Source organism: Acinetobacter sp. SCLZS86 (genome assembly GCF_021560715.1).
In the GTDB taxonomy this organism is placed as follows: domain Bacteria; phylum Pseudomonadota; class Gammaproteobacteria; order Pseudomonadales; family Moraxellaceae; genus Acinetobacter; species Acinetobacter towneri_A.
In genome coordinates, this window is record NZ_CP090864.1 from 2572703 (window position 1) to 2598821 (window position 26119).

Consider the following 26119-nt stretch of genomic DNA (forward strand, 5'->3'; position numbering starts at 1 on the left):
TTTTCTAACGACGAATACTATGACACATCTCAATGAGTTATATCTTATCTTAAACAAATATCTAAAATGGAACAAGTCACATTTAAAGTGCTTTGCGCTCATCATGCTTGTGATTATTTTAAAGCAAACATGTAATCTTTCTTCTGCATCTAAAGCCTTGCCCATCAAGTGCTTACCACAATCATTTTATCGACGTATGCAGCGCTTCTTTGCAGGTCAGTATTTTGATTATCGTCAAATTTCTCAGTTGATTTTCAATATGTTTTCATTCGACCAAGTGCAACTGACTTTAGATAGAACCAATTGGAAATGGGGAAAACGAAATATTAATATCCTGATGCTCGCAATCGTTTATCGTGGAATAGCGATACCTATCCTTTGGACATTGCTTAATAAACGTGGAAATTCAGATACGAAAGAGCGTATTGCTTTGATTCAACGCTTTATAGCCATTTTTGGTAAAGACCGTATTGTGAATGTGTTCGCAGACAGAGAGTTTATCGGTGAGCAGTGGTTTACATGGTTAATTGAACAAGACATCAACTTCTGCATTCGTGTTAAAAAAACTTCATTGTCACCAATCATTTAGGAAAGAATCATAAAATTAGTGATTTATTTCGCCATCTTAAAGTTGGTCAAATTGAATGTCGTAAACGACGGATTTTGGTTGGTCGGGTGAAACTATATATAAGTGCACTACAGTTAGAAAATGGAGAGCTTTTACTCGTCGTTTCTCCTCAGTTTAATGCCAATGCTATTCAGGATTATGCATTACGCTGGGAAATTGAAACCTTATTCAGTTGTCTCAAAGGACGCGGGTTTAATCTTGAAAATACGCGCTTGACAGACCCTAGACGAGTGAAAAAATTGATTGCGGTGTTAGCTATAAGCTTCTGTTGGTGTTACTTAACGGGTGAATGGCAACATGATCAAAAAAAAGCGATAAAAATAAAGAAGCATGGACGACTCTCAATGAGTTTATTTCGCTATGGTTTAGACTATGTTCAAATGGCGATTCAGCGTTTAATTGGTTTTGGGAAAAAAGAAGAGTTTAAGGAAATTTTGGCAATTTTAAGAAGGCAGAACCCTGATAGGATAAGGGTTCTGTGAAATTTGTCGTGTACAGAGTAAAAATATTTAAGATTTTTTGAAAGGAAGTTATATGTGTCACTCCCTTTCTTTTGCTCCTATTCGCCACTCCAACTCGATCAACACACTTTCAAAGAAAAACTTCAACATAACAAATAAACGCGAATGAGAGTGTTCTAGAGCGCGTATTGAACCGTACCAGGTTTGTCGGAGACCAACTTTCTTGAGAGAGAATGTTCCAATGACAAAACCAAAATATACCCCTGAAATCAGAGAAAGAGCGGTTCAATTATTGATTGAATCCGAAAATGAACCGTAAATGAATTGCCATGTCTTTGTGCCACTAGGTCTAACAATTAAGTACAACCCGTTGCCATCAGCAAGCTTATTATTGACAAGTTTTCCTTGAGAGTTGACTTTGGGCTTTGCCGAAGAACACTTGGTATCGGTGAGAGGTTTGACGATTTTAGCCATAATAAAGATATAAATTTCGAAAAGATAAACCGTATCTTTAATCGTATCTTTAAAACATTGGGATGTGTATAGGCATGGGTTGGTATGCAGAAACAACAAAGCCCTGAATTATCAGGGCTTTCGAAGCTTATATACCATTGGTTGGCATATAATTATATATCTGTGGTCCCGAGGGTCGGACTCGAACCGACACGTCATCTCTGACAGCGGATTTTGAGTCCGCCGCGTCTACCAATTTCACCACCTCGGGTAGGTGTTGATGGGTATCATAAACTTTTTTGACAGCTTGTCAACGCAAGTTTTTTGCAATTGCTTAAAATTAAATCAGCTGTCATTTTTTTGATTTATAATCGACCAATTTCATCTATAAAACCTAAAAAAGCATATACTAGGCGCAGTTTTCCCAGTGATCTAACTTTTTTTATCATGCAGCTTTCTGACTTTAATTTTAATCTCCCCGATGAACTCATTGCACGCTACCCTCTAGCCAGTCGTAGTGCCTCTCGCCTGCTGCATCTTGATGCTCAAGGTCAATATCATGACCACCAATTTACTGACTTACTGAATGTACTCGAAGCAGGCGATTTACTGATACTTAACGATACCAAAGTCATGAAAGCACGTCTTAAAGGTAAACGTGCCACAGGCGGTGCAGTGGAAGTCTTGGTTGAACGTCTGCAAGATCAATTTATTGCCCATTGTCATATTAAAGCCAGCAACTCACCAAAAGCAGGTGCAGAACTGTTTATTGGGCCTGATGCTGTAAAAGTGACCGTTCAAGGACGTCATGAAAACTTATTTATTGTCGAATTTTCACAGCCTATTTTAGATGTGTTAGATGCCTACGGTCAGCTGCCGATTCCGCCCTACTTTAACCGTGAAGCCGAAGCGATTGATACCGAGCGTTATCAAACCGTATTTAACGACCCGACAAAACTCGCTAGTGTTGCCGCACCTACTGCTAGCTTGCACTTTGATGAAGCCTTACTTCAACAGTTAGAAGCTAAGGGCATTCAAAAAACCTTTGTGACCTTGCATGTAGGCGCAGGTACATTCCTGCCTGTACGTACCGAAGATATTGCCAATCACATCATGCACAGTGAATGGTGTGAGGTTTCTGAGGCTGCCGTAGCGCTGATTCGTGAAACCAAAGCACGAGGCAACAAAGTTATTTCAGTGGGTACAACTGCCACCCGTGCTGTGGAAAGTGCGGCACAAGCCCATGCAGGCGAACTTGCGGCGTGGTCGGGTGATACACAAATTTTTATCTACCCAGGTTATCAATTTAAAGTGGTGGATCGTTTGATCACCAACTTCCACTTGCCTGAATCAACCTTATTAATGTTGGTGTCTGCGCTTTCGAGCCGTGAAAATGTCATGCGGGCGTATCAACATGCTGTGGCTGAACGCTATCGTTTCTTTAGTTATGGCGATGCCATGCTGATTGATCAAGCTCAGTCTTAATTTTCAAACTGTAAAAGATATCGCTATGCCGCTCGATACCGTGAAACACTCCATTCATATTCGACGTAAGAAGAATCAGCGGGTATTTCGCAATATCGCTCGGTTATGGGATATAGGAAAAAAAGCGCAAAGCCATCAAGAAATTTTGGATGGTTTGCACCCTTGGCAAGATGACATCACCCTCAAGTTTGAAAATGTTTTGCCTATTTTGCTTGGTATTATGGGGGTGTTGTTCTGTTTATTGCTCTTGATTCAACCGAGCAATATTTGGCTGCAACTCTGCTTGCTAATTGGGTTGGGCTGTATCTTCTGGGCATTTATTACCTATGAACAAGACGACCCCATTGAAGAAGTTATCACTTTTTTAGAACAGGAAAGCATTGCACAGCGCTATCAACTGGCATGGCAGCAACCGCCGCAACATCTTGCCCGCACCTTACAACCCGTTTATTTGATTGCTCATTTAAAAAGTCTGTTCCCTTTATTTAATTTAGGGAATCTGTCTAATGAAATTCGCCGTTACGCCAGTACTGTTTGGCAAGATCAACAAGGCAAGCAGCATCAGGTTTTGGTGTTTGAATATCGCTATGTCAGCGAAACCCGTATTAAAGATCAAAATGGCAATGACTATAAAGTTCGTGAAGTCGTGCGACATTTATCGGGCGTATTTGTCTTTGATGTGCAGCTACAAGGTTTAGCCGTTACCTCAAACAATAAATCCTTTGGTACGCCTTATCATGTGCCGTGGCATACCAGTGATATTTGTCTGAATAAAAAACTCAATTTTTTTGGTAGTGATGCAATTCAACTGGCGCGTACGCTCAGCCCTGCAATGGTGTTAAAACTAGATGATTTTTTTCAGCATCAGCAAGGTGATTTGTTATTTCACCCTGAGCGGAACACGCTGTGTTTTTTAGGCAATCGCAACCTGTTTGAAATTTCCAGTAAAGCAAAAAATATTCAAGATATTTCCGCATTGCGTGGACACTTACGCACTTTTAAATTACCTTATTTAGAACAATTACAGACAGATCTGGTCGATTTTCTGGACTAAGAAAATCATCTTGGGGCAAAGCATGGGTATCGCAATTTTTCTTTTGGTTGTTATCGTATTGGTGATTCTAGGTATCATGATTCGTAACAATATCGTACGCCACCACAACGCTACTATCCGCGCTTGGGCAGATGTGACAAGTTTTGAACGACAGAAATTAAAAACACTCGAAGAACTTGCGCCAGTGGTCGAACAATATGCAGGCATGGAAAAAGGCACTTTAGAAAAAGTGACTGAACTACGCCAAAATATTATGAACCTGAACATCAACAATGCCGATGTAAGTCAGTTACAACGTGTTGAAGCCTTGAGCAAAGAATTGATGCGCAGCTTGAATGTGGTGGTCGAAAATTATCCTGAGCTAAAAGCCGATCAACTGTATTTAAAAATGATGCATGAAATTGATGAGCAGAATGAAAATGTCGGTGCTGCAATTACTATTTATAACCGCAATGTCGAACTATTTAATAATTATATTCAGGTCTTTCCTAACAACATGATCAATACTGTAACCACAGCCAAAAAACCAGTGCGCGCTTTTCGTGATAACAGTGCAGCGCAAAGTTTTGATTATCGTCCAAACTTTTAAGCCATTTAATTCTAAGCCGCTCCTTTGAAATTATTTATAAAAACAGCAAGCACGAAGCTTGCTGTTTTTTCAGATTTCAACTAAACACAAGACTGTGTCAGATACTGCACCTGATTACGCCCCTTATTTTTTGCCAAATACAATAATTCATCGGCTGAATGCAGAAAATCGACCACATTGTGATACTGCTGATTTTGATGATAGCTATTTGCGCCAATACTCACAGTGACTTGAGTGATTTCCCCAGTCTTGGTATGTGGAATTTCCAGTGCATATACCGCCTGCCTAAAGTTTTCAGCAAGTTGTACAGCATCTGCCAATGGCGTTTCAGGCAATAGCACCACAAATTCTTCACCACCAAAGCGAGCCACAAAGTCAGATGCACGCGCAAAGTGTTGTTTAAGCAACTGCGCCACGCTAATCAAACAGTGATCACCCTGTAAATGCCCATAATTGTCGTTATAAGGCTTAAAATGGTCGATGTCGATAAACAGGATAGACAAGGCATGTTGATGACGCACAGCACGTTTAAATTCATTCTCTATACACTCGCTGAGCGCCTTTCGATTAGCAACCAAGGTCAGCGGGTCTTGTAAGCTCAAAGCCAGATTTTTACGACTTAATGCTTCGAATTCCAACTCCATCTGTTTACGTGCAGAAATATCAAACATAAACCCAATAATCGCCACAGTTTCGTTATTTTCACGAATCACATGCACCACATCACGAATCCAGACATAATCTCCTGTAGCGGTTAAGGCACGATAATCAGCTTCGTGGTCTGTACCTTGATCAGACAAACTCACACACATATTTACGGTCTTGTCTCGATCTTCAGAATGCATCCGATCAATCCAATCTTGTGCAGTTTTCCAACTGTCTTGCGTCCAACCCAGTAAAGACTCAATTTGTGGACCGATGTAGCTAAAAGCTTTGGTTTTCCAGTTAATCTGCCACGGAATTGCATTCGTGGTTTCCAAAAGTTTTTTATAGAATTGGTCTTCTTTTAGTGCACTGTTTATTTCACTCATAGCCCACCCTATGAATTTATTTTAATTACAATGTAACAACTTAAGTGAGCTTTGACTACAATTTGTTCTGTCTTATTGACATTTTTCTCAGCTTTGACACAACCATGAGGTTGAGCAAAATATAAACAACAATTGCTCAAAACATAAATCCCAAAATAAAAAGTAAGCCGATAAAATGTTAGAACATATTGAGAACCTGAAAAACACCCTCATTCAAGAGTTTTTCCAACTCTATGAGCAATATGAACAAGACCAAATTTATGCCTGTGTACTGGTCTTTAATGAATATCTTGGGGTCGATTATTTAGCTGTTTCAAGCCAACGCAGCCTGTTTAATGAACAGGAAGATGAAGCACAATATTTATCTGAAGTAAATAAATGGAATATAGAAAAATGGCGTTATCGCACTCAAGCCAACAATTCTAGCGGTCTGCATCAATTTAAAAATATTTTTGCAGATTATTTTAAACAGCGACATATCTATGGCAATCCTCTGCTGAATTCCAATGACACGCTGCAATACAACCATCTTGAACTTTTACTGGATATATTTCAGCAGGCTAAACAATCTTTATCGGGCGCTTATGGCTTAGATTTAAGCCAAATTCTGTTTTTTATTCATGTGCCCAAACAGGTCGATGTAGAAATCCACTCAGCGCAATTTCTAAACGCTCCAAGTGCTTTGCTCGATGAATTCCTGCACAACAAAGCGCCTCAAACCACGATGGAACAATCCACCGCACAACCCAAGCTCAAACTACAACAAGTGGATAAAGACTTGCTGATTGATCTGGCACAACTTTTAGAAGTGGAACCGTATGATTATTTGAGCATTGCACATGAAGCCTATTTGCTCACATTAGAACCGAGTTTTATTGACAGTAATTTATATATTCAGCGTTTAATTCAGCACGTTGCTGCAATGGACAACCATGAACAAGGGGAGTTTGCCTTACATAAAGAAGAAATTACCCAACGTATTCAGCAATTTAACGCCATGTAAACGCAATGGATTTGAGCAAAATATTTACTCGTAATTTTTACCAAGGAAAACGTATCTCAACTGGCAATTCCGTGCAGAATCTAGGAAAATAGTGCACTTTTAGCATGAACAATCAGCGAACTGTTTTTTCGCCTTGATTTGGAACATATATGAAGTTTGAGAAATTAGGTCAGTCGGGGCGCGCCCGTCGTGGTCGTTTAACGCTTGCTCATGGTGTGGTAGAAACTCCTGTGTTTATGCCTGTGGGGACGTATGGCACAGTCAAAGGCATGCTGCCACGTGATATCGAAGAAATTCAGGCACAAATTATTTTAGGCAATACCTTCCATTTATATTTGCGTCCAGGGCTAGAAGTGATTCAGCAACACGGCGGTCTACACGAATTCATCAAATGGGATAAGCCTATTTTGACTGACTCTGGCGGCTTTCAGGTGTTTAGCTTAGGCGCAATGCGTAAAATTAAAGAAGAAGGTGTGACCTTCCGCTCGCCTATTGATGGCTCAAAGGTTTTTCTTTCGCCTGAAATTTCGATGGAAATTCAAAAAACCTTGAACTCTGACATCGTGATGATTTTTGATGAATGTACGCCTTATCCTGCAACGCATGAAGAAGCACAAAAATCGTTGCAATTATCTTTACGCTGGGCAAAACGCTGTAAAACCCATCACCATGATGAACTACAAAATAGCAACGCACTGTTTGGAATTATTCAAGGTGGTATGTATGAAGATTTACGTGATGAATCTTTAAACGGCTTACTTGAAATTGGTTTTGATGGTTATGCCATTGGCGGTCTTTCGGTGGGTGAACCGAAAGAAGAAATGATCAAAGTCCTAGATTATTTACCAGCTAAAATGCCAGAAGATAAACCACGTTATTTGATGGGCGTAGGCAAGCCAGAAGATATTGTGGAAGCGATTCGTCGTGGTGTGGATATGTTCGACTGCGTGATGCCAACCCGTAATGCGCGCAATGGTCATTACTTTGTCACCGATGGCTTGGTACGTATTCGTAACAGTAAGTATCGTCATGACCAAAGCCCGCTCGATCCGCATTGTGATTGCTATACTTGCAAGAACTTTACCCGCGCTTATTTGTTCCATTTAGAAAAATGTGGCGAAATGTTGGGTTCAATGTTGGGCACGATTCACAACTTACGTTATTACCAACGCTTTACCCAAGATATTCGCAATGCCTTGGATAACGGCACTTTTGATGAATTTGTACAGGACTTTTATGCACGCCGTGGCTTAGAAGTACCGCCTTGTCCTGAAGATTAGTCTTTTCAGTATTTGCGCTGAGTAAAAAGACAAGGTAAATTGCAGAACAAACCCAATTTATTATCAGATCACTGATCGCCAGTTTTTAGTTTAGGAAAATGAAATGAGCCTTTTTATTTCGACCGCTCACGCAGCAGGTGAAGCTGCACAACAACCAAGCCTTGTGGCTAACCTTTTAATGATTGCAGTCTTCATTGCAATTTTCTACTTCCTGATTTGGCGTCCACAATCAAAGCGTGCCAAAGAGCATCGTACACTGATTGAAAGCTTGGGCGTAGGCAGTGAAGTGGTATTCGCAGGTGGTCTTATGGGTAAAATCACGAAAATTGAAGGTGATTTTGCAGTGGTAGAGCTGAACCGTGGTGTAGAAGTAAAAGTACAACGCGCGAGTGTCATTTCAGTTCTTCCTGAAGGCACATTAAACAACCTCTAATCAAAAAGAGTCGTGCTCACGCACGACTTTTTCATTTTAAGAAGAAAATAAATGCGTTACCCAGCATGGAAATATCTGCTCATCCTCGTTGTTCTTGTGGTGAGTACATTATATGCCCTGCCTAGCTTGTATCCAGATGAACCTGCTGTTCAAATTTCAGGTGCCAAAGCTGGTACCCAAATTGATCAAAGCATCATACAAAAAGCAGAGCAAATTTTACAATCAGAAAATATTACCAGTCATGACAACAGCTTTACCAACAATGCTGCATTGTTGCGTTTAGACACCTCAGAAGCCCAACTCAAAGCCAAAGAAGCTTTACGTCGCGGTTTAGGTGATGACTATGTCGTGGCACTGAACCTTGCGCCAACCACACCCGAATGGCTACAAAAAATTGGTGCAAAACCAATGAAGCTCGGTCTGGACTTGCGTGGTGGTGTGCACTTCTTATTAGAAGTGGATATGGACAAGGCCATCAGCCAACGTATGGAAACTTCAGCCACCGATTTACGCCGTCAATTGCGTGACAACAAGCTGAAATTTAATAGCCTTTCGCTGAATAACAACACCATCACGCTACAGTTTGCCAATAATGCAGACCGTGATGCAGTGATGGATTTCTTGCGTCGTAACGGCAATGAGTACACGCAGCAAGCTGTAGCCACCACAGAAGGTTCTAGCTTACGTTTGAACTATACCGATGTTCGTAAACAGGAAATTCAGTCGTATGCGGTCAATCAGAACTTAACTACTTTACGTAACCGTATTAACGAGTTAGGTGTGGCTGAGGCTTTGGTACAAACCCAAGGTAGCAACCGTATTGTGGTGGAATTGCCAGGCGTACAAGATACAGCTGAAGCGAAGCGTGTACTCGGTCGAACTGCGAACCTTGAATTCCGCTTGGTGTCTGACTTAAATGATCAATATATTGATCCATACACAGGTCAGGTTACAGGTCCAGTACCACCTGGCACAGAAGCTTTTGCCTTTGAATCATTAGACAGTGGGCGCCAATTATTATTGAACCGTAGCCGTATTTTAACGGGCGAACGTGTTCAAAATGCCTCAAGTGGCTTTAGCCAAGATACAGGCGGTGCAGAAGTTAACATTACCCTAGATGCTGCGGGCGGCAAGCTCATGGCAGATGCGACGCGTAACGCTGTGGGTAAACGTATGGCGGTATTGTTTATTGAAAACAAACAACGCATTAGCTATGTGACCGATGAAAATGGCACACAAACTGAAGTACGTACCCCTTACACCGAATCTGTCGTCATTAATGCTGCAACTATTCAGGCGGTATTAGGTTCACAGTTCCGTATTACAGGTCTAGATTCTCCACAAGAAGCCTCTGAATTAGCCTTAATGCTTCGTGCAGGTGCCTTGGCAGCGCCAATGTACTTTGTCGAAGAACGTGTGATTGGTCCTAGCTTGGGTCAAGAAAACATTGATAAAGGTGTATTGTCGACTCAGATTGGCTTCATTTTGGTGGCAATCTGGATGGTGGTGTTCTTCCGCCTGTTTGGTTTGATTGCCAACTTCGCTTTAGTGTTTAACTTAGCCATGATTTTAACCGTCATGTCTTGGATTGGTGCTTCACTCACCTTACCAGGTATTGCGGGTATCGTGATCACTATTGGTATGGCGGTGGATGCCAACGTCTTGATTTGTGAGCGAATACGAGAAGAAATTAAGTGGGGCGCCTCGCCAAAACAAGCGATTGTGGCAGGTTATGACCGAGCGTATAACACTATTTTCGATTCGAACTTAACCACATTTTTGGTGGCATTCATTCTATTTGCGATTGGTACAGGCCCAATCAAAGGCTTTGCTGTGACGCTCATGATTGGTATTGTCTGCTCGATGTTTACTGCAATTACAGTCACCCGTGCAATTGTACAAATCATTTATGGCAAAAAACGTAACTTGAAAAAGTTGAGCATTTAAGGAGATCACTGATGACTGAGAATACTCAACTGCCTTCAAAAAAATATGGTCGCCCTGATGATGAGCGCGTGATTCCGTTTATGAAGATTGCTTTGCCAGCGGCATTGCTTTCTATTCTATTAACGGTTGCTAGCATCTTCTTTATTGCCACTAAAGGTTTAAATTTAGGTTTGGACTTTACTGGCGGTATTGCGGCAGAACTTAATTATAGCAACCCTGTCAAAGCGACTGATGTATCTAATGCTTTAATCAAAGCAGGCTTCAATGACCCTGTGGTACAAACACTGGGCTCTGACCGCGACCTCATGGTGCGTATGCCTGTGCAAGACGATGTAAAAGCCGAAGACCTAACCAAAGCGATTACCGCTGCGGTACAGTTGCCAAATAACACGGCAACCGTTCCAAAGGTAGATGTGGTGGGTGGTCAAGTCGGTAATGAGCTATATGTGCGTTCTGCGGGCGCTGTCGCTTTAGCGCTATTATTGATGCTGGTTTACGTCACCATTCGCTTTGAATTCAAACTGGCAATGGGTGCGGTACTGTCATTGTTCCACGATATTATTGTGACACTGGGTATTTTTGCCATGATGCAATGGCCATTTGACCTGACTGTATTGGCAGCGTTATTGGCAATTATTGGCTTCTCACTTAACGATAATATTGTTGTATCTGACCGTATTCGTGAAAACTTCCGTAAAATCCGTGGTGCAACACCGCTTGAAGTGGTGAACATTGCACTGACAGAAACTTTACGTCGTACCATTCACACCTCTATGACCCTATTATTGGTTGTAGTCGCAATGATGCTCATGGGCGGTGATGGTCTGAAATGGTTCTCGATTGCGATGTTTGTCGGTGTATTTGTCGGAACATATTCATCTATTTACATTGGTACAGCCTTTGCTTTATGGCGCGGTTTGAACCGTCAGGACTTCATTGTTCAAGTTAAACCAGAATTTGAGGGTGAAGAGCAAGAAATTCCTTAATGTATTTCTGCTGACACCAACATTCAAGCCTATCTTCGGATAGGCTTTTTTGTGCCTTAGCATTGCGACATTTACGCTGACGTTGCGATGCTAATGCCGAATAATATCAATCTGTGGAAACTGAAAGCCTGCGCAGGAAGGTGCAGCTCGCCATGCTACAGTCAGCATACAATCTGGTAAACGAAAGTTTTGATAAGCGAAATGCCCAATCTGTGGATGATGACAAATGCCGCCCTGTGCATTGGGATGCATCCGGGTATCTAACTCATTTAGGCTTAAACGAATCCCCAAACCCGATGCTTTCAGCACTGCTTCTTTAGTTGTCCAGACACGAAACCAATAATCAGCGTCGTGTTCCAAATCTTGCCAGTATTGGAGTTCATTGGGATGAAACGCATGTTGTGCCAAGGCATCGAAACGCACCTTACGGTCTAAGTCCTCGACATCTACGCCAACATCGAGCAATTCAAAACTGCTTACCAAAGCATAATGCTGACGGCTATGACTATGGTTAAACTGCAATTGAGGGAATGCTGTCAAAAATGGCTTGCCATGTGGGTTACGCTCAATATCGCTGTTTTGAATATCGTGTTCTAAGTATCCAGAAAGCAATTGATTCCGATGCCGATAAATAGCCTGTTTTTGCTGTTGAATCTGTTCACTGCGTACAGCACTTGGATCGGGACTAAAAATCTGCTGAATGCGGCTAACATTCACACAAATTTTTTTAGGTGTTTTATTCATCCGCCCTTCTCCATTTTGGCTGAAATACGATAGAAAAAAACCAGCAAACATGCTGGTTTTTTAAAGCGTGCTCGCTTAGCTGCCTTGCACCAAACGGCGTGCACTGATAATACCTGGTTGCTGCTCCAAACGCGCCAACAGACGAGAAAGTTGCGCCAAGCCTTTGACCTCAATCAACAATTTCATATTGGCAATTCCATCATTTTCAGAAATGGTATTCACCTGACGAATGTTAATTTGATCGGCAAAAATCACTTGAGTTAAGTCTTTGAGCAAACCACGGCGGTCGTAGGCTTCCACCACAATCTGCACGCTTTGACCACGGGTTGGCTGCATTTCCCAGTCAGCTTCGACTGCACGTTCAGGTCCATTGCCAATCATGCGCACATAGTCTGAACACGCTACTTTATGAATACTCACGCCACGATTGAGAGTGATATACCCCGCAATCGCTTCACCATGCACAGGCTGACAGCATTGTGCGATATGCAGTTCAACGTTATCCAAACCATCAATCAAAATACCATGTGCCGATAAGGTATGGCTGGCTCGTGGATTCAAAGTCGGCTTCAACACCAGTTCAGGTTCATCCTGATCTAAGTGCATGTGACGATTGACCTGATTAATTAAAGCATGCAGGCTAATATCACCATTAACCAAACCAATCAGAATATCTTCACCAGTTTTGACATTAAAGTGATTGCAATAATCATTTAGATCAATACTTTTTGGATGAATCGCCAAACGTGACAATTCTTTGTTGAGTACTTCACGCCCTACTTCTAGATTTTTGCTGCGGTCCTGCTGTCTAAACCAATGACGCAGTTTATCGCGCGCACGTGCCGTTTTAATATATCCTAAAGAGTTCACCAACCAATCACGGTTCGGTTCACGGTCTTTTTTGGTCAAAATCTCGACCTGCTCCCCTGTTTTTAAAGTATAGGTGAGCGGTACATAGCGCTGATTGACCCGTGCAGCATAACATTTGTTACCCACTTCGGTATGCACATGATAGGCAAAGTCCAGCACTGTTGAGCCACGTGGTAATTCTTTAATATCACCATCACGGCTGAACACATAAATTTTTTCAAAATCTTCAAACTCTTGAATTTGTTCAAAGTTTTCAGAATCATCATCTGCTTTATGTGCACTGGCATCGTTACGTTCCTGATAATGCTCTAAAACAGAACGCAAAGAATGTAAACGATGATTGAACGAGTGGTCTGTTGTTTTAGAACCTTCTTTATAATTGAAGTGCGAACATACCCCAAGCTCGGCTTCTTCGTGCATATCCAGGGTACGAATTTGCACTTCAAGCGACTTGTTTTCTGCAATCACTGCAGTATGCAACGAGCGATAACCATTGGCTTTTGGATTGGTAATGTAATCATCAAACTGGTGCGGAATATGCCGCCACAATTGATGTACGATACCCAACGAGTGATAGCACTCTGGAATGGTTTTCACCAAAACACGTACAGCACGAATGTCATAGAGCTGGTCAAAGCTGAGGCTTTTACTCTTCATTTTTCGATAAATCGAATAAATATGTTTCACCCGTCCACTAATTTCGGCATCAATACCGTTATTGCCTAGCTCTGTACGCAATTGCTCAATTATGCTTTGAATGTAATTTTCACGTTCTAAACGCTTTTCATTCAGCAATGTTGCAATTTCTTTATAGCGGTCTGGTGCCAAATAACGGAATGCTAAATCTTCGAGTTCCCATTTCAGTTGGGCAATCCCTAAACGGTGTGCCAATGGCGAGTAAATGGTTAAAATTTCCCGCGCCACACGCTCCTGACGTTCTTTAGAAGCAGTTGCCAACTCACGTAATGAATAGGTACGTTCTGCCAGTTTAATTAACACCACACGCACATCTTCTGTCATAGAAATCAGCATTTTATAAATGCCTGTTAAATGTTCACGCTGGTTATTATTAAAGTGGTCTTCTAAACGCTTATTTTTCTCAATCAGCTCAGACAACTTACCCATCGACAAGGTGCCTTTGATCAAGCCGTACACTGCTTCACCAAATTTTTCACGCACATCATCTAACTGTAGGACATTTTCACGCACACTACGATAGAGCACCGCTGCAGATAAAGTGTCTTCATCAACATGCAAGTGCGCCAAAATATTCGCCATCTCAATACCTGTATACAAGGTATGCGATGGGTGACTAACGTCTGTTTCTAACTCTTTTTTTAGGGTGTAATGGGCAACGCGTTCTAATTGTTCAAGTGCCGCCCCATCGTAAATCCCGCGTACTCGGTCTAGCCATTCTGCTAAATCCTGTCGGGCTTGCTCGGCATGTTCTACAGTCGTTTCCTCAGACAGTTCATTTAAACGCCCAGGAAGTTGTTCACGTACTGTGACCATACCCTTCTCCTACCTCTATGTACTTCATATTATAAATCGTTTATTTGCTTTTCTTTCTCAAACAAGGCAATGGATTCGACATGCCCCGTATGCGGAAACATATCCATCACGCCTGCTTTTTTTAATTGATAACCCTGCTTGACCAATACACCTGCATCCCTTGCGAGTGTAGCTGGATTACAGGACACATAAACGATTCTATCTGCGCCAAATTTGGGCACATAATACATCACTTCCTCTGCACCTGAACGCGGAGGATCAATTAATAATGCCTCAAATCCTTGATTTGCCCAAGAATGATGCGAAAAATCTTTTGTTAAATCTTGTGAATAAAACTTAACATTGTCTAAATCATTACGTTGCGCATTCTCTGCACCACGCTGCACCATTTGCTCTGAACCCTCTACCGCAACAACCTTTCCTGTTGCACCTACACAACGTGCAAGCGGCAAGGAAAAGTTGCCTAATCCACAAAATAGATCAAGCACCCGATCACCTGATTTCAAATTAAGCAAATCACATGCCAGCTTAACCATCTGTGGATTAATTGTAGAGTTGACTTGGGTAAAGTCTTGCGGATGAAAGCTAAAATTCACATCAAAATCATCTAAACGATAATGCAAACGCAGTGCTGCATGTGGATCATCTACCCGATGCAAACTATCAGGACCTTCAGGCTGCAAATACAATTGCCAGTGTTTGTGTAATGCAAACTGTTGTAACTCGTTGATATCGGCTGCAGATAGTTGTTCTGTATGCCTTACCACCAAAGCAATCTCTTGATCTCCCATTGCCAATTCTATATGACCAATATGGGCTTTGCCTGTTAGACTTTGGAATAGCTGCTTGATTCGTGTTAACGAACCAAAAGCCTGATCCAACACCATGCAGCGGTCAATTGAGGTCAGTTTATTGCTATTGCGCTCACGAAAACCGACCACCAATTTATCTTGATTGGCAATATAACGCACCCCAACACGGGCTTTACGGCGATAATCTTCACGCTGTGAACGCAAAGGCGTTAACCATTCTTCAGGCTGAATTTGCGCAAAATGTTGCAGATGCGACTGCAACACCTGTTGTTTGAGATGAATCTGCTCATCCCACTGAATATGTTGCATACTGCAACCACCGCAACGCTGATAATGCGGACACGGCGGCGTGACCCGTAATACCGAAGGCTCGCTCAGTACTTCTAAACACTCGGCTTGTTCTAAGTGTTTGTTACTATGCTTAATTTTGGCGCGTACTGTTTCACCAGGCAATGCGCCTTCAATAAAAACTGTTTTCCCCTGCTTTTCTGCAGGATGACCCGACTGAGCTGTATAGTGTGCAATCCCGCGGCCTTCATGTGACAACGATTCCACCTGAAAGCAATACTCAGCCTGCTGCGTGGTACGGTTTTTACTGCGATGCTTCATATCAGTCTAAATATCGGAAGATGGGGAAGATTGAAAAGGCATCACGGGTTCATTTGAAGACGTGCTGACACTTTTTTCAGGAAAATCTGTACGGGTAAATTCAGTTTGCTGCGAACTGTGCTGCCACACGCTTAAAAAGTCTGCATGCTGCGGTTGGGTATGCAAATAATGAATGGTGTGCTGTACCCATTGAGTGTGCTCTTCAAGCAGTAATTGCCCTTTGAGCAGCAGCCAACGCAGGTAAATGAGCCAAGTATTTAAGACATCGCCTTCACAATAACGCGTCAACCTCGACCATTCACCGCTTTGCATAAATGCAGGAACATGATAGCCCGCATCTACGCGTTTACCTGGAAAACCTAACAAATAGGCAATGTCATCCAACTTTTGAAAATGACGACCATTAAACATGGCCATCACATCCATTAAATCGACATGACGCTGATGGTAACGGTTTTGATAATTGTTATAGCGTTTTTGCTGATCAATCTCACCCTGATCAAATAAACTTGGTGCAGACAGCCCATGATACATGGCACGGAATAAAATCACCGGCAAATCAAACTGCGAACCGTTCCAACTGACCAAAGTCGGATGACGCTTATCAAAAATAGACAAAAACTTTTTCAGCATGGCCGCTTCACTGTCGTGTTCACGGCTAAAGGAAAAAAGCTTCATGCCGTGTTCATCAATCCACAAACCTGAAATACACACAATTTCGTGCAAGGGCAAACGCTGAAAATCGGTTCCCGCTTCTTGGCGACGCAGTTTCATTAAAGCCTGCTCAAGTTCAGCCTCAGGCAAATCCAGCTGATATAAATGCGCGCCTGACTTCAAATCGGTAACGGTTTCTATATCGAAAATCAGCACAGGTAAACGCATAAAATCTTACTCAATGGGTGATAGAAAAATGAATATCACGATTCAGTATCTTGAACAGAGAATAAACCTGTCGATAAATAACGATCACCACGGTCACAGACAATACAAACGATGACTGCGTTTGGATTTTCTTCGGCAATTTTTAAAGCTGCCCATACCGCCCCGCCCGATGATGTGCCCGCGCTGATGCCTTCTTTTTGCGCCAATTTACGCATGGTTTTTTCCGCTTCAATTTGCGGAATATCAATAATACGGTCAACACGGCTGCGGTCAAAAATGGTGGGTAAATAGGCTTCAGGCCAGCGACGGATCCCTGCAATACTTGAACCATCGGAAGGTTGTAAACCAATAATTTGAATTTCTGGGTTTTGTTCTTTTAAGTATTTAGACACGCCCATAATGGTGCCTGTTGTACCCATAGAACTGACAAAGTGGGTAATTTTACCGCCCGTTTGCTGCCAAATTTCAGGGCCCGTGGTCAGGTAATGTGCCTGCACATTATCTGGATTCCCAAATTGGTTCAGCACCAAGCCTTTGCCTTCGCGTTGCATTTGCAAAGCCAAATCGCGCGCGCCTTCCATGCCTTGTGCTTTGGTCACTTCAATCAACTCTGCACCATAGGCACGCATGGCATCTTTACGCTCCTGGCTCATGTTGTCAGGCATAATCAGCTGCATTTTGTAACCACGCATGGCGGCTACCATCGCTAAAGCAATCCCCGTATTGCCACTGGTTGCTTCAATTAAAGTATCGCCCGGTTGAATTTCACCGCGTTTTTCTGCCTGCATAATCATGTTGTAGGCAGGACGATCTTTAACAGAACCCGCAGGGTTATTGCCTTCCAGTTTTGCTAAAACCGTTGCCTGCGTATGTTGAGCCAAACGCTGCAAACGCACTAATGGGGTTTTGCCCACATAATGATCTAACAAAAATTCATCACTTTGGAAGTCTGGTTGGGTATCACGCATGCTCTGCACCAATATCAAGGTGGGCTTATTGTATGAAAAAATGCATCTTCCTGCACGTTTTTCACAGGCTTTTTATCAAATCGACAAGAGTCTGTCGAGAATTTATGCATTCCTTTACATCGTTGCTGCCTCTCATTGCTTTGACTTATTTTTTATCGCTTCAAGCACGTCAAATAGCGTTTAAATCCACACGACTTAACTTCTTATAAACGACCTACTCATCTATGAAAATCGGCATCACTAGCACAGAAGCAGATGAAAACACAGTCAGCAGAAATAAAGCATGCTAAACTGCCTTGCATAGGGATTGAACTGCGTCAACCATGTCAAATATCAATAAAAAGTTATTTAAGCGCTTGCACTTAAATCATGCTTATGGACAGCTGATTGCACTTATTTTTGTGCCAATTATGGTTTTGGCATGCGTCGGCACGATGCTGGTTTTATCCGAAACTTCGAACGCAGCCAAAGCACAGCAGCGACAAATGGCAATTGCGATTTTGACCCGTTTTGAGTTGCCATCTGAAGCAGCTTTGCATCAACTGGCTAGCTTTCCGTGGAAGTACGAAGAAGCCCGTTCTTATATGCAAAATATGATGAACGAAAAGCATTTGGTTCGTACTGCACTGATTGATGCTTCAGGTACACGCCGTTTAAGCATGGGCTTTCAAGATCAAGCAGGTTGGCCCAAATTTCCTAAAAATGCCGATTTTTTTGGCCCAATTCAATATAAAAACAATCATGTGTATGGCATGCAAATTCAGCAGGAAATCAACCGTCCTGCATGGTTATTGATTGAACTAGACAATCAACCGCTACAAATAGCCCGTTATCGGGTCATGATTGTATTAATTGCCACAGGCTTGCTGACCTTATTACTGTTATTGCTGTGTCTGAATTTCTATTCACGACGCTGGATTGCACCCATGTATGAAATCCGCATGCAGCTACAACGCCTGAATGCCGATACGCTCGATCAACACATGGTCATTAACAGCACTGGCGAATTGCGTTTATTGCAGCGGGATATTGCCAATGTGGTAAAACGCCTGCATTTCAGCTTTTTAGAACTCAAAGAACATACCGAACAAACTGAAGATGACTTGCGCCGCACCCTCGATACTTTGGAAGTGCAAAACATCACTTATCGTCAGGCACGTGACCAAGCGATTTCTGCCAACCAGTCTAAATCGGTATTTTTAGCCAATATCAGTCACGAACTCAGAACACCGCTAAACAGTATTGATGGTTTTATCCACCTGTTATTGCGTCAGGAAAATCTGAGCAATGAACAGAATTTATATTTACAAACCATTCGTAAATCATCGGCGCATCTTTTAGCACTCATTAATGACGTGTTGGATTTTTCCAAAATTGATGCAGGCAAACTGGAACTGGATACAGCACCCTTTGATTTAGAAGAAGCTATTTTTGATGTGATGGATATGCTATCGCCATTGGCTGCACAAAAAAACATCAACATGGCCTTTTATTTTGCCAATAATGTGCCGCAATATGTGCTAGGCGATGCTTTACGTTTCAAGCAAATTTTGACCAATTTAATTTCCAATGCGATTAAATTCACCCCCGATGGTGAAATTATTGTACGGGCGCGGGTAGAACATGATGATATTGGACAATGTCTGATTCACTTTAGCGTCCAAGATAGCGGTATTGGTTTGAGCGGCACGGACCGTAAAAAACTGTTTGAGTCGTTCTCTCAGGGTGATACTTCGGTCACGCGTCAATTTGGTGGTACAGGGTTAGGTTTGGCTATTTCCAAACAGTTGGTGCATTTAATGCAAGGTCAAATTGGCTTTGAAGACAATCAGGAACGTGCCCCAACCGAAAAAGGCTCGACCTTCTGGTTTACTGCCTTGTTTACGGTAGATGAAGCACATGCTCAGCAGCATCCAACTTTTAAAGAGATTCAGGTAGTGTCCTATTTGGCGCACCCTGCCACAGCCAATATCTTGCGTCATTATCTTGAAAATTATGCGGTGCGACATATTGAAGCCGCTTCAATTCTAGATTTATTTAGCCGCTTAAAAGATGTATCTGACCTGCAAGACAACACTTGGTTGATTGTTGACCATAGCGGCGACACGGAAGCCTTGTTAAAAGAAATTCGTACCCGTTATCAAGGCAACTTGGCGGTATATGGCTATCAAATGGCGCTAGACCCAAGCCTATTAAATGAATATCGTGCGCGGGCTTTGTATCAACCGCTCAGTCGTTCAGCATTAATTGACTTACTTAACAATGAAAACAATTTTGATGAACAAGATTCTGCATCATTTGATGGTAAAGGCCTGCACGTTTTAGCGGTGGATGACCATCTACCCAACCTGATTGTACTGGAAGCCTTGTTGGGCGAACTGAATGTGACCACTACCAAAGCGCAAAGTGGTCAGGAAGCGTTGGGGATTTTGCAGCAACGTATTGAACAGGGACAGCAACCCTTTGACCTGATCTTTATGGATATTCAAATGCCTGTGATGTCAGGGATAGATACCACTCGCGCAATTCGTTCTTTAGAGTCAACTTTAGAAAACCATAAACGCTTGCCTATTATTGCCCTCACCGCACATGCACTTGCCGATGAAAAGCAAAAATTACTCAAAGTTGGCATGGATGACTATGTCACCAAACCGATTCAGATTGAACAAATCATCCAGATTTTAACCCATTGGACGACGCAAAGTTTTAATAAACCACCTGCAGTAGATAAAGCCATTGTGATTGAAGCGCTAGACCCAGACGTGTTGAATTGGCAACAAAGCCTAATGTTGGCAGCCGACAAAGAAGACCTTGCAGTGGATTTACTGAAAATGTTGGTAGATAGCTTTGCCACAGAATTAAATGAAATTGAACAGCTTATTGAACTTGAAGATTTCCCGCAACTCGAGCATGTGCTGCATCGTCTGTATGGTGCAACCCGTTATGTTGGCACGCCAAACCTGCAAGAAGTAACAGGTTCATTTGAACAGTTTGTTTCGACCCTGCGTAAAGAACGCCGTAAAGCCGATGAACTCTTTGTGCAGGAAGTACTCAATCGTTATCAGGAGTTAAAAGCATGTATCCAACAAGTGGAACATGCAGCAGAACATATTTTTGCTCAACATACAGCAACTGGTTCGTAGTGAATCTGGGATGAATAGCATTTCGTCAAAACAAAAATAGCGTTTTAAATACACGTTTCACAAACAGCATCGCATGATTTTTAGGAATCATTTCAGGCAGAGTCCACCGTTTTGGCCGTGACTCTGCTGTCATTTATCTTGGGTCTGTGCATGCTATGCTTTGCTCAGTAAAAACAAGAGCTCACATCATGACTTTACTTCGAATCGAAAAAAATAATGGCATTGCAATCGTTTCCTTAAACCGTCCAGATAAGCGCAATGCGATGAGCTTTGCCCTGCTCAAGGAATTGGTACGCACCGCAGAAAAACTGAAAAAAGACCGCAGTTTACGTTGTGTAATTTTAACAGGTGAAGCACAAGTTTTTAGTGCAGGCATTGATTTAGCCGACCTCAACAATCCACAAAACCGTGCTTTTGCAGCTTGGGAACTGATTAAACCGGGGCAAAGTCTATTCCAAAAAGCATTTTTGGTTTGGCAGAAGTTACCTGTACCTGTCATTGCAGCAATGCAAGGTTATTGTTTTGGTGCAGGCATGCAACTGGCGTTGGCTGCCGACATTCGTATTGCACATCCTGACACACAAATGTCGATCATGGAAAGCCGCTGGGGCTTAGTGCCAGACATGGGACTCAGCCGTTCTTTAAAAGGTTTGATTGGTTTAGACCTTGCCAAAGAATTAACCCTCACCGCACGTATTTTTGATGCAAACTATGCCAAAGAGATTGGATTAGTGACACATCTTACCGATAGCCCATTACAACAAGCACAAGTACTTGCTGAAGAAATTGCACAGCGCTCTCCCGATGCTTTGGCAGCAGCCAAACAAGTATTGGATGCCATGGAACACACGCCTGCAAAATCTTTACGCTTAGAAAAAATTTGGCAATTAAAATTATTATTGGGTAAAAATAGCCAACTGGCACGTAAAAAGGATAAGAATCCAGAAGTACGCTTTGCCCCACGTCAATTTTAATCGCAAAATCTGCTGCCTACTTTGACCAAAGGCGAGATTGACATTTCGCCAAGGGCTTGTAATGTAGGAAAAAAGGAGAACTCGCTATGCACTTTGACCATGACACACAAATCGCTTTTTTAGGTATGGGACTCATGGGCACGCGCATGGCGACCCGCTTAATTCAGGCGGGTTATAAGGTCGCAGTATGGAACCGCAGCCCTGCTGCATGCGAACCGTTAATCAATGCAGGTGCTAAACCGCTTCAGCTTCAAGAGATCGGGCAATACCCTGTCATTTTGACCTGTTTAGCCGATGATCATGCAGTTCAAAGCGTATTTGATCAAATTGAACCATACTTAACCACACAACAAGTCATTGTTGATTTTTCCAGCTTATCGGTTGCACAAACCAAAGCCCTTGCACAACAAGCCAAGCAAAAACACGTGACTTGGATTGACTCACCTGTATCTGGTGGCACCGCGGGAGCAGAACAAGGTACGCTAGTAATTTTTGCAGGGGGGGATGCAAACACCATCGAAAAATTAAGCCCGATTTATGCGGTGCTGTCACAACGTGTGACTCGTATGGGCGAAACCGCAACAGGTCAAGCTACTAAAATCTGTAACCAACTGATTGTTGCTGCCAACAGTACCCTAATTGCCGAAGCCGTTGCCCTTGCTGCTCAAGCAGGTGTAGATACACAGCTACTTGCACCTGCTTTGGCAGGTGGTTTTGCCGACTCGAAACCGTTTCAGATTTTAACGCCACGCATGGCAACCCACAGTTTTGAGCCTGTGCAATGGAAAGTCCAAACCCTATCTAAAGATTTAAACAATGCCTTACAACTGGCAGCGCAATTTCAGCTACAGATTCCTGTGGCGGAAAAAGCCCTTTCACAACTACAAGCTCATCAAGCCAAGGGTTTTGCAGAAGCAGATTTAGCCACCATTATCCATCAGGTCGAAGCTTAATCGGCTTGATTCCTGATCCAATCTTTGCCTGCAAGGAGCATCTGCATGTCTAAACTGGCGGTTAATCTGTCGATGATTTTTACCGAAGTGCCTTTAATTGAACGCTTTGCCCTTGCACGCGAACATGGTTTTCGGCATGTTGAAATTCAATTTCCCTATGAGCTGAGTATTGAGCAGATTCAAACCCAACTCACACTCCACCAACTCAGCCTGTGCTTAATTAATGTCCCTGCAGGTGACCTCATGCAAGGTGGCAATGGTTTGGCGGGCGTACCCGGAAAAGAGATTGAATTTCATCATGCCCTAGAGTTGGCTATCCGCTATGCCACAGCGTTAAATGTCCCCCGCGTTAATATTTTGGCCGGCAAACAACCTGTCGATGCCGATTTACTGCCGTGCTTAAACACACTGGCTGAAAATCTAAAACTGGCCTGCTCGATGCTCACTCAACATCATATTCAGCCTGTATTTGAAATGATTAATGGCACCGACATGCCTCGTTTTTTAGTTCAAAATATTGCGCAAGCTCAAGAGATATTAGAAGCGGTCAAACATCCTGCTCTTAAAATGCAATACGACTGTTATCATATGGCGATGATGGGCGAAGATGTGCTGAGCGAATTGCAAGAAAACATACAGGATATTGGTCATATCCAGTTTGCTGACAATCCGGGACGCCATGAACCCGATTCGGGCGAGTTAGACTATGCTGCTATTTTTAAATGGTTACAGCACAGTCCTTATTCAGGTTATGTCGCTGCAGAATACCGCCCAAGTCTTACGTCAAATCAATCATTTGCATGGAAAGACAAATATTTTGCCTCGCATTAAAATGCTTAAAATTAAACCAATTTGAAATTTCAGGCTAAAACAGCTATATTAGATGATGAATAATTTTAGGAAATTATACACTCCATGAATTTAGAACCATCGCCCGGCGCTTCTAATTCTCACGATCTTGCAATGAATACCCAAAAGCATGACGTACAAACCTGTCTTAAAGTTGTACATGAAGCTCTCCTTGATGTAAAAGCCAAAGAAATTGTTGAACTTGATGTCAGCAGCATTAGTAATGTTTCAGATGCCATTGTAATTGCTAGCGGCACTTCAACTCGCCACGTAAAATCTATTGCCGATAATGTTGCTGAAGAAGCGCGCAAAGCAGGCTTTCGCCCAATCGGTATTGAAGGTGAACGTGATGCAGAATGGATCTTGGTCGATCTTGGTATGGTAGTTGTTCACATCATGCTCCCAACAGCACGTAAATTTTACGACCTAGAAAGCTTATGGCGTACTACGCCTGAGTCTGTTGCTTAATACAACATCTCACTTGAGCAGCCTTAGAGATACACAAAAAGCGACTTTCAAATAAGTCGCTTTTTTAATGCCAATATTTTGAGGTTTAGATCTTTAATCGTTTTTATATCGCATTAACCTACCCTAACCAAATTCCCTATCTCAATTGACCACTTTACATCAGCCATAAAAAAACCGCCCGAAGGCGGTTTCATCTCTAGGAACAGTGTCTTAGTGACCTGTACCGTTGATTGATTTGGTCATATCTTCCACAACTTTTTTGGCATCACCAAAGATCATCATGGTCTTGTCGTTATAGAACAAGTCGTTGTCTAGACCCGCATAACCTGTTGCCATAGAGCGCTTGATGACCATAATGGTACGTGCTTTATGCGCTTCAAGAATTGGCATACCGTAAATTGGCGAGTTTGGATCATCTTTTGCCGCAGGGTTTACTACGTCATTTGCACCAATCACCAACACCACATCTGTAGCAGGGAAATCTGAGTTGATTTCGTCCATTTCCAAGATATCTTCATACGGTACATCAGCTTCTGCAAGCAATACGTTCATGTGACCTGGCATACGACCTGCCACTGGGTGAATCGCAAAGCGAACTGTTACACCTTGCTCTTTCAACAAGTTTGCCAATTCTTTTACCGCATTCTGAGCACGACCTTGTGCCATACCATAACCAGGTACAATCACCACGCTGTCTGCATTTGACATCAAGAAGCCAGCATCATCAGCAGAACCAGAACGGTAGTTACGTTGCACTTGCGCACCCGCTGCTGCTGTTGGTGCAGCTGCACCGCCCATCGCACCACCAAACAATACGTTGATGATTGAACGGTTCATGGCTTTACACATGATGTAAGACAGAATCGCACCTGAAGAACCGACCAATGAGCCTGCAACAATCAGCATGTTATTTTCAAGCGTGAAACCAATACCGGCTGCTGCCCAACCTGAGAATGAGTTCAACAAAGACACCACAACTGGCATGTCACCGCCACCCACTGGTGCAATCCATACCCAACCGAATGCCAATGCCAAACCTGTCATTGCCCAGAATGAAGTCATGTTTCCGCTCAGGAAGAAGTGAATCCCGAAACCGAGCATGGCAAGAAAAATTAACGCTTGAACAGGTTTTACCCATGCACCCGAAATGGTTTTTGCCCATTTCTTTGCCGCCAATTTACCGTATGCAAAAACAGATGCGGTAAAGGTAATCGCCCCCACGAAACAGCCAACAAACAATTCAAATAAATGAACTTTACTCATTTCATGGAAAGTAATGCCATTTGCAGCCAACAAGTCTGGACCGAGTTCGATCAACTTGTTGTTATGAATAATCGCAGCAATCGCAATTAAAACCGCAGCTAAACCGACTAAAGAGTGCATTAACGCTACAGTTTCAGGCATTTGAGTCATTGGCACCGTACGTGCGCGGGCAATACCCACCACCGCACCTGCCGCCATAGCTGCCAGAATCATCCACACAACAGGATTGTCTGCCACAAAGAATGTGGTCAAGACTGCAATCGCCATTGCGATCATGCCGTAACGGTTACCTGCAATCGCAGTTTTAGGACCAGACAAACCACGTAAAGTTAAGATAAAGAGTACAGCCCCGATTAAATAGAACCAGTCTGCATATTCACGAATAAATTCCATGCATTAGCCCTCTTTTTTCTTTGCTTTTGGTTTGAACATTTCCAGCATACGTGCAGTCACTGCAAAACCACCGAAAATATTGATGCTTGCCAAGAACACAGCAATCGCACCCAGTACACTCACCACATTAATGGTTTGGAAGTCGACACTTCCTTCTACACCCATAATTGGTAGACCGACAGTTTGAATCATCGCACCTACAATAATGATTGAAGAAAGTGCATTGGTTACTGCCATTAATGGCGTATGTAACGCAGGTGTTACCCCCCACACCACGTAGTAACCTACGAAGATGGCAAGGACAAAAATCGTAATTGTTTCAACCATGA

23 protein-coding genes and 1 tRNA gene are annotated in these 26119 nt (G+C 42.6%); 14 read left to right on the forward strand and 10 right to left on the reverse strand.

The window, feature by feature from the left end; all coding sequences use genetic code 11:
• Positions 1–19: 19 nt before the first annotated feature.
• Positions 20–1110 (forward strand): IS4-like element ISAba1 family transposase gene (locus LZP46_RS12290; RefSeq protein ID WP_085940413.1). Its coding sequence is split into 2 segments (ribosomal slippage): positions 20–560 and positions 560–1110, totalling 1092 coding nucleotides; the frame shifts between segments, so codons are not numbered across the junction.
• A gap of 264 nt (positions 1111–1374) precedes the next feature.
• Here the strand turns inward: LZP46_RS12290 and LZP46_RS16355 are convergent.
• Together LZP46_RS16355 and LZP46_RS12295 are read right to left on the reverse strand one after the other, a co-directional pair.
• Positions 1375–1563 (reverse strand): Arm DNA-binding domain-containing protein, encoded by a 189-nt coding sequence (locus tag LZP46_RS16355; RefSeq protein ID WP_329608963.1) that lies wholly within the window; start codon positions 1561–1563, stop codon positions 1375–1377.
• 163 nt (positions 1564–1726) lie between these two features.
• Positions 1727–1813 (reverse strand) — tRNA-Leu (locus tag LZP46_RS12295).
• Between the two features lie 176 nt (positions 1814–1989).
• Between LZP46_RS12295 and queA the strand changes: the two genes are divergently transcribed.
• The 3 genes from queA to LZP46_RS12310 are packed head-to-tail and all read left to right on the forward strand — an operon-like array spanning position 1990 to position 4670.
• The gene (gene queA / locus LZP46_RS12300; RefSeq protein WP_236093996.1) at positions 1990–3027 is read left to right on the forward strand and encodes a tRNA preQ1(34) S-adenosylmethionine ribosyltransferase-isomerase QueA; all 1038 of its coding nucleotides are present in this window, start codon (positions 1990–1992) and stop codon (positions 3025–3027) included.
• A 25-nt stretch (positions 3028–3052) separates the two neighbouring features.
• Entirely contained in the window at positions 3053–4081 is a 1029-nt protein-coding gene (locus LZP46_RS12305) for a hypothetical protein (protein ID WP_236093997.1), read from the forward strand.
• A gap of 22 nt (positions 4082–4103) precedes the next feature.
• A complete protein-coding gene (locus LZP46_RS12310; RefSeq protein WP_236093998.1) occupies positions 4104–4670 on the forward strand; it encodes a LemA family protein in 567 nt (188 codons plus the stop codon).
• 80 nt (positions 4671–4750) lie between these two features.
• Here the strand turns inward: LZP46_RS12310 and LZP46_RS12315 are convergent, their stop codons facing one another.
• Positions 4751–5701: a sensor domain-containing diguanylate cyclase gene (locus LZP46_RS12315; RefSeq protein ID WP_236093999.1), complete on the reverse strand. Its 951-nt coding sequence runs from the start codon at positions 5699–5701 to the stop codon at positions 4751–4753.
• 175 nt (positions 5702–5876) lie between these two features.
• Between LZP46_RS12315 and LZP46_RS12320 the strand changes: the two genes are divergently transcribed.
• The 5 genes from LZP46_RS12320 to secF all read left to right on the forward strand — a co-directional run bounded on the left by LZP46_RS12320 (position 5877) and on the right by secF (position 11350).
• Positions 5877–6704 carry a DUF4303 domain-containing protein gene (locus LZP46_RS12320; RefSeq protein ID WP_236094000.1) on the forward strand — a complete coding sequence of 276 codons (828 nt, stop codon included), beginning with the start codon at positions 5877–5879 and terminating at the stop codon, positions 6702–6704.
• Between the two features lie 149 nt (positions 6705–6853).
• Positions 6854–7984 carry a tRNA guanosine(34) transglycosylase Tgt gene (gene tgt, locus LZP46_RS12325; RefSeq protein ID WP_179994370.1) on the forward strand — a complete coding sequence of 377 codons (1131 nt, stop codon included), beginning with the start codon at positions 6854–6856 and terminating at the stop codon, positions 7982–7984.
• A 103-nt stretch (positions 7985–8087) separates the two neighbouring features.
• Positions 8088–8417 carry a preprotein translocase subunit YajC gene (yajC, locus tag LZP46_RS12330; protein WP_004974939.1) on the forward strand — a complete coding sequence of 110 codons (330 nt, stop codon included), beginning with the start codon at positions 8088–8090 and terminating at the stop codon, positions 8415–8417.
• Between the two features lie 51 nt (positions 8418–8468).
• On the forward strand, positions 8469–10364 hold the full coding sequence (gene secD / locus LZP46_RS12335) for a protein translocase subunit SecD (RefSeq protein ID WP_236094001.1): 1896 nt from the start codon (positions 8469–8471) through the stop codon (positions 10362–10364).
• Positions 10365–10372: 8 nt separating this feature from the next.
• A complete protein-coding gene (secF, locus tag LZP46_RS12340; protein ID WP_236095219.1) occupies positions 10373–11350 on the forward strand; it encodes a protein translocase subunit SecF in 978 nt (325 codons plus the stop codon).
• A gap of 90 nt (positions 11351–11440) precedes the next feature.
• Here secF and LZP46_RS12345 read toward each other — a convergent pair whose 3' ends face one another.
• The 5 genes from LZP46_RS12345 to cysM all read right to left on the reverse strand — a co-directional run bounded on the left by LZP46_RS12345 (position 11441) and on the right by cysM (position 17747).
• Entirely contained in the window at positions 11441–12094 is a 654-nt protein-coding gene (locus tag LZP46_RS12345) for a 4'-phosphopantetheinyl transferase family protein (RefSeq protein ID WP_236094002.1), read from the reverse strand.
• Positions 12095–12169: 75 nt separating this feature from the next.
• Complete coding sequence (locus LZP46_RS12350; RefSeq protein WP_236094003.1) at positions 12170–14476, reverse strand: RelA/SpoT family protein; 2307 nt, start codon at positions 14474–14476, stop codon at positions 12170–12172.
• A 29-nt stretch (positions 14477–14505) separates the two neighbouring features.
• Complete coding sequence (gene rlmD / locus LZP46_RS12355; protein WP_236094004.1) at positions 14506–15897, reverse strand: 23S rRNA (uracil(1939)-C(5))-methyltransferase RlmD; 1392 nt, start codon at positions 15895–15897, stop codon at positions 14506–14508.
• 6 nt (positions 15898–15903) lie between these two features.
• The gene (locus tag LZP46_RS12360) at positions 15904–16779 is read right to left on the reverse strand and encodes a 3'-5' exonuclease (RefSeq protein WP_236094005.1); all 876 of its coding nucleotides are present in this window, start codon (positions 16777–16779) and stop codon (positions 15904–15906) included.
• Between the two features lie 35 nt (positions 16780–16814).
• Positions 16815–17747 (reverse strand): cysteine synthase CysM, encoded by a 933-nt coding sequence (cysM, locus tag LZP46_RS12365; RefSeq protein WP_236094006.1) that lies wholly within the window; start codon positions 17745–17747, stop codon positions 16815–16817.
• 323 nt (positions 17748–18070) lie between these two features.
• Between cysM and LZP46_RS12370 the strand changes: the two genes are divergently transcribed.
• The 5 genes from LZP46_RS12370 (at position 18071) to rsfS (ending at position 24134) form a co-directional block, all read left to right on the forward strand.
• Positions 18071–20890 carry a GacS-like sensor histidine kinase gene (locus tag LZP46_RS12370; protein WP_236094007.1) on the forward strand — a complete coding sequence of 940 codons (2820 nt, stop codon included), beginning with the start codon at positions 18071–18073 and terminating at the stop codon, positions 20888–20890.
• Between the two features lie 188 nt (positions 20891–21078).
• Positions 21079–21864, forward strand: a complete 786-nt coding sequence (locus LZP46_RS12375; RefSeq protein WP_178319078.1) for a crotonase/enoyl-CoA hydratase family protein — start codon at positions 21079–21081, stop codon at positions 21862–21864.
• Between the two features lie 86 nt (positions 21865–21950).
• Positions 21951–22817 carry an NAD(P)-dependent oxidoreductase gene (locus LZP46_RS12380; RefSeq protein ID WP_178319077.1) on the forward strand — a complete coding sequence of 289 codons (867 nt, stop codon included), beginning with the start codon at positions 21951–21953 and terminating at the stop codon, positions 22815–22817.
• A 45-nt stretch (positions 22818–22862) separates the two neighbouring features.
• Entirely contained in the window at positions 22863–23648 is a 786-nt protein-coding gene (locus LZP46_RS12385; protein ID WP_236094008.1) for a hydroxypyruvate isomerase family protein, read from the forward strand.
• Between the two features lie 84 nt (positions 23649–23732).
• Positions 23733–24134: a ribosome silencing factor gene (gene rsfS, locus LZP46_RS12390; protein ID WP_236094009.1), complete on the forward strand. Its 402-nt coding sequence runs from the start codon at positions 23733–23735 to the stop codon at positions 24132–24134.
• Between the two features lie 210 nt (positions 24135–24344).
• Here the strand turns inward: rsfS and LZP46_RS12395 are convergent, their stop codons facing one another.
• Entirely contained in the window at positions 24345–25790 is a 1446-nt protein-coding gene (locus LZP46_RS12395; protein ID WP_004974925.1) for an NAD(P)(+) transhydrogenase (Re/Si-specific) subunit beta, read from the reverse strand.
• Between the two features lie 3 nt (positions 25791–25793).
• Positions 25794–26117, reverse strand: coding sequence for a proton-translocating transhydrogenase family protein (locus LZP46_RS12400; protein WP_004974924.1), 324 nt, complete (start codon positions 26115–26117; stop codon positions 25794–25796).
• Positions 26118–26119 lie beyond the last annotated feature (2 nt).

Bases quoted from the DNA above. Each gene is read 5' to 3' on its own strand.
- LZP46_RS16355 (WP_329608963.1), bottom strand. From the start codon at position 1,563: ATGGCTAAAATCGTCAAACCTCTCACCGATACCAAGTGTTCTTCGGCA.
- queA (WP_236093996.1), top strand. From the start codon at position 1,990: ATGCAGCTTTCTGACTTTAATTTTAATCTCCCCGATGAACTCATTGCA.
- LZP46_RS12305 (WP_236093997.1), top strand. From the start codon at position 3,053: ATGCCGCTCGATACCGTGAAACACTCCATTCATATTCGACGTAAGAAG.
- LZP46_RS12310 (WP_236093998.1), top strand. From the start codon at position 4,104: ATGGGTATCGCAATTTTTCTTTTGGTTGTTATCGTATTGGTGATTCTA.
- LZP46_RS12315 (WP_236093999.1), bottom strand. From the start codon at position 5,701: ATGAGTGAAATAAACAGTGCACTAAAAGAAGACCAATTCTATAAAAAA.
- LZP46_RS12320 (WP_236094000.1), top strand. From the start codon at position 5,877: ATGTTAGAACATATTGAGAACCTGAAAAACACCCTCATTCAAGAGTTT.
- tgt (WP_179994370.1), top strand. From the start codon at position 6,854: ATGAAGTTTGAGAAATTAGGTCAGTCGGGGCGCGCCCGTCGTGGTCGT.
- yajC (WP_004974939.1), top strand. From the start codon at position 8,088: ATGAGCCTTTTTATTTCGACCGCTCACGCAGCAGGTGAAGCTGCACAA.
- secD (WP_236094001.1), top strand. From the start codon at position 8,469: ATGCGTTACCCAGCATGGAAATATCTGCTCATCCTCGTTGTTCTTGTG.
- LZP46_RS12345 (WP_236094002.1), bottom strand. From the start codon at position 12,094: ATGAATAAAACACCTAAAAAAATTTGTGTGAATGTTAGCCGCATTCAG.
- LZP46_RS12350 (WP_236094003.1), bottom strand. From the start codon at position 14,476: ATGGTCACAGTACGTGAACAACTTCCTGGGCGTTTAAATGAACTGTCT.
- rlmD (WP_236094004.1), bottom strand. From the start codon at position 15,897: ATGAAGCATCGCAGTAAAAACCGTACCACGCAGCAGGCTGAGTATTGC.
- LZP46_RS12360 (WP_236094005.1), bottom strand. From the start codon at position 16,779: ATGCGTTTACCTGTGCTGATTTTCGATATAGAAACCGTTACCGATTTG.
- cysM (WP_236094006.1), bottom strand. From the start codon at position 17,747: ATGCGTGATACCCAACCAGACTTCCAAAGTGATGAATTTTTGTTAGAT.
- LZP46_RS12370 (WP_236094007.1), top strand. From the start codon at position 18,071: ATGTCAAATATCAATAAAAAGTTATTTAAGCGCTTGCACTTAAATCAT.
- LZP46_RS12375 (WP_178319078.1), top strand. From the start codon at position 21,079: ATGACTTTACTTCGAATCGAAAAAAATAATGGCATTGCAATCGTTTCC.
- LZP46_RS12380 (WP_178319077.1), top strand. From the start codon at position 21,951: ATGCACTTTGACCATGACACACAAATCGCTTTTTTAGGTATGGGACTC.
- LZP46_RS12385 (WP_236094008.1), top strand. From the start codon at position 22,863: ATGTCTAAACTGGCGGTTAATCTGTCGATGATTTTTACCGAAGTGCCT.
- rsfS (WP_236094009.1), top strand. From the start codon at position 23,733: ATGAATTTAGAACCATCGCCCGGCGCTTCTAATTCTCACGATCTTGCA.
- LZP46_RS12395 (WP_004974925.1), bottom strand. From the start codon at position 25,790: ATGGAATTTATTCGTGAATATGCAGACTGGTTCTATTTAATCGGGGCT.
- LZP46_RS12400 (WP_004974924.1), bottom strand. From the start codon at position 26,117: ATGGTTGAAACAATTACGATTTTTGTCCTTGCCATCTTCGTAGGTTAC.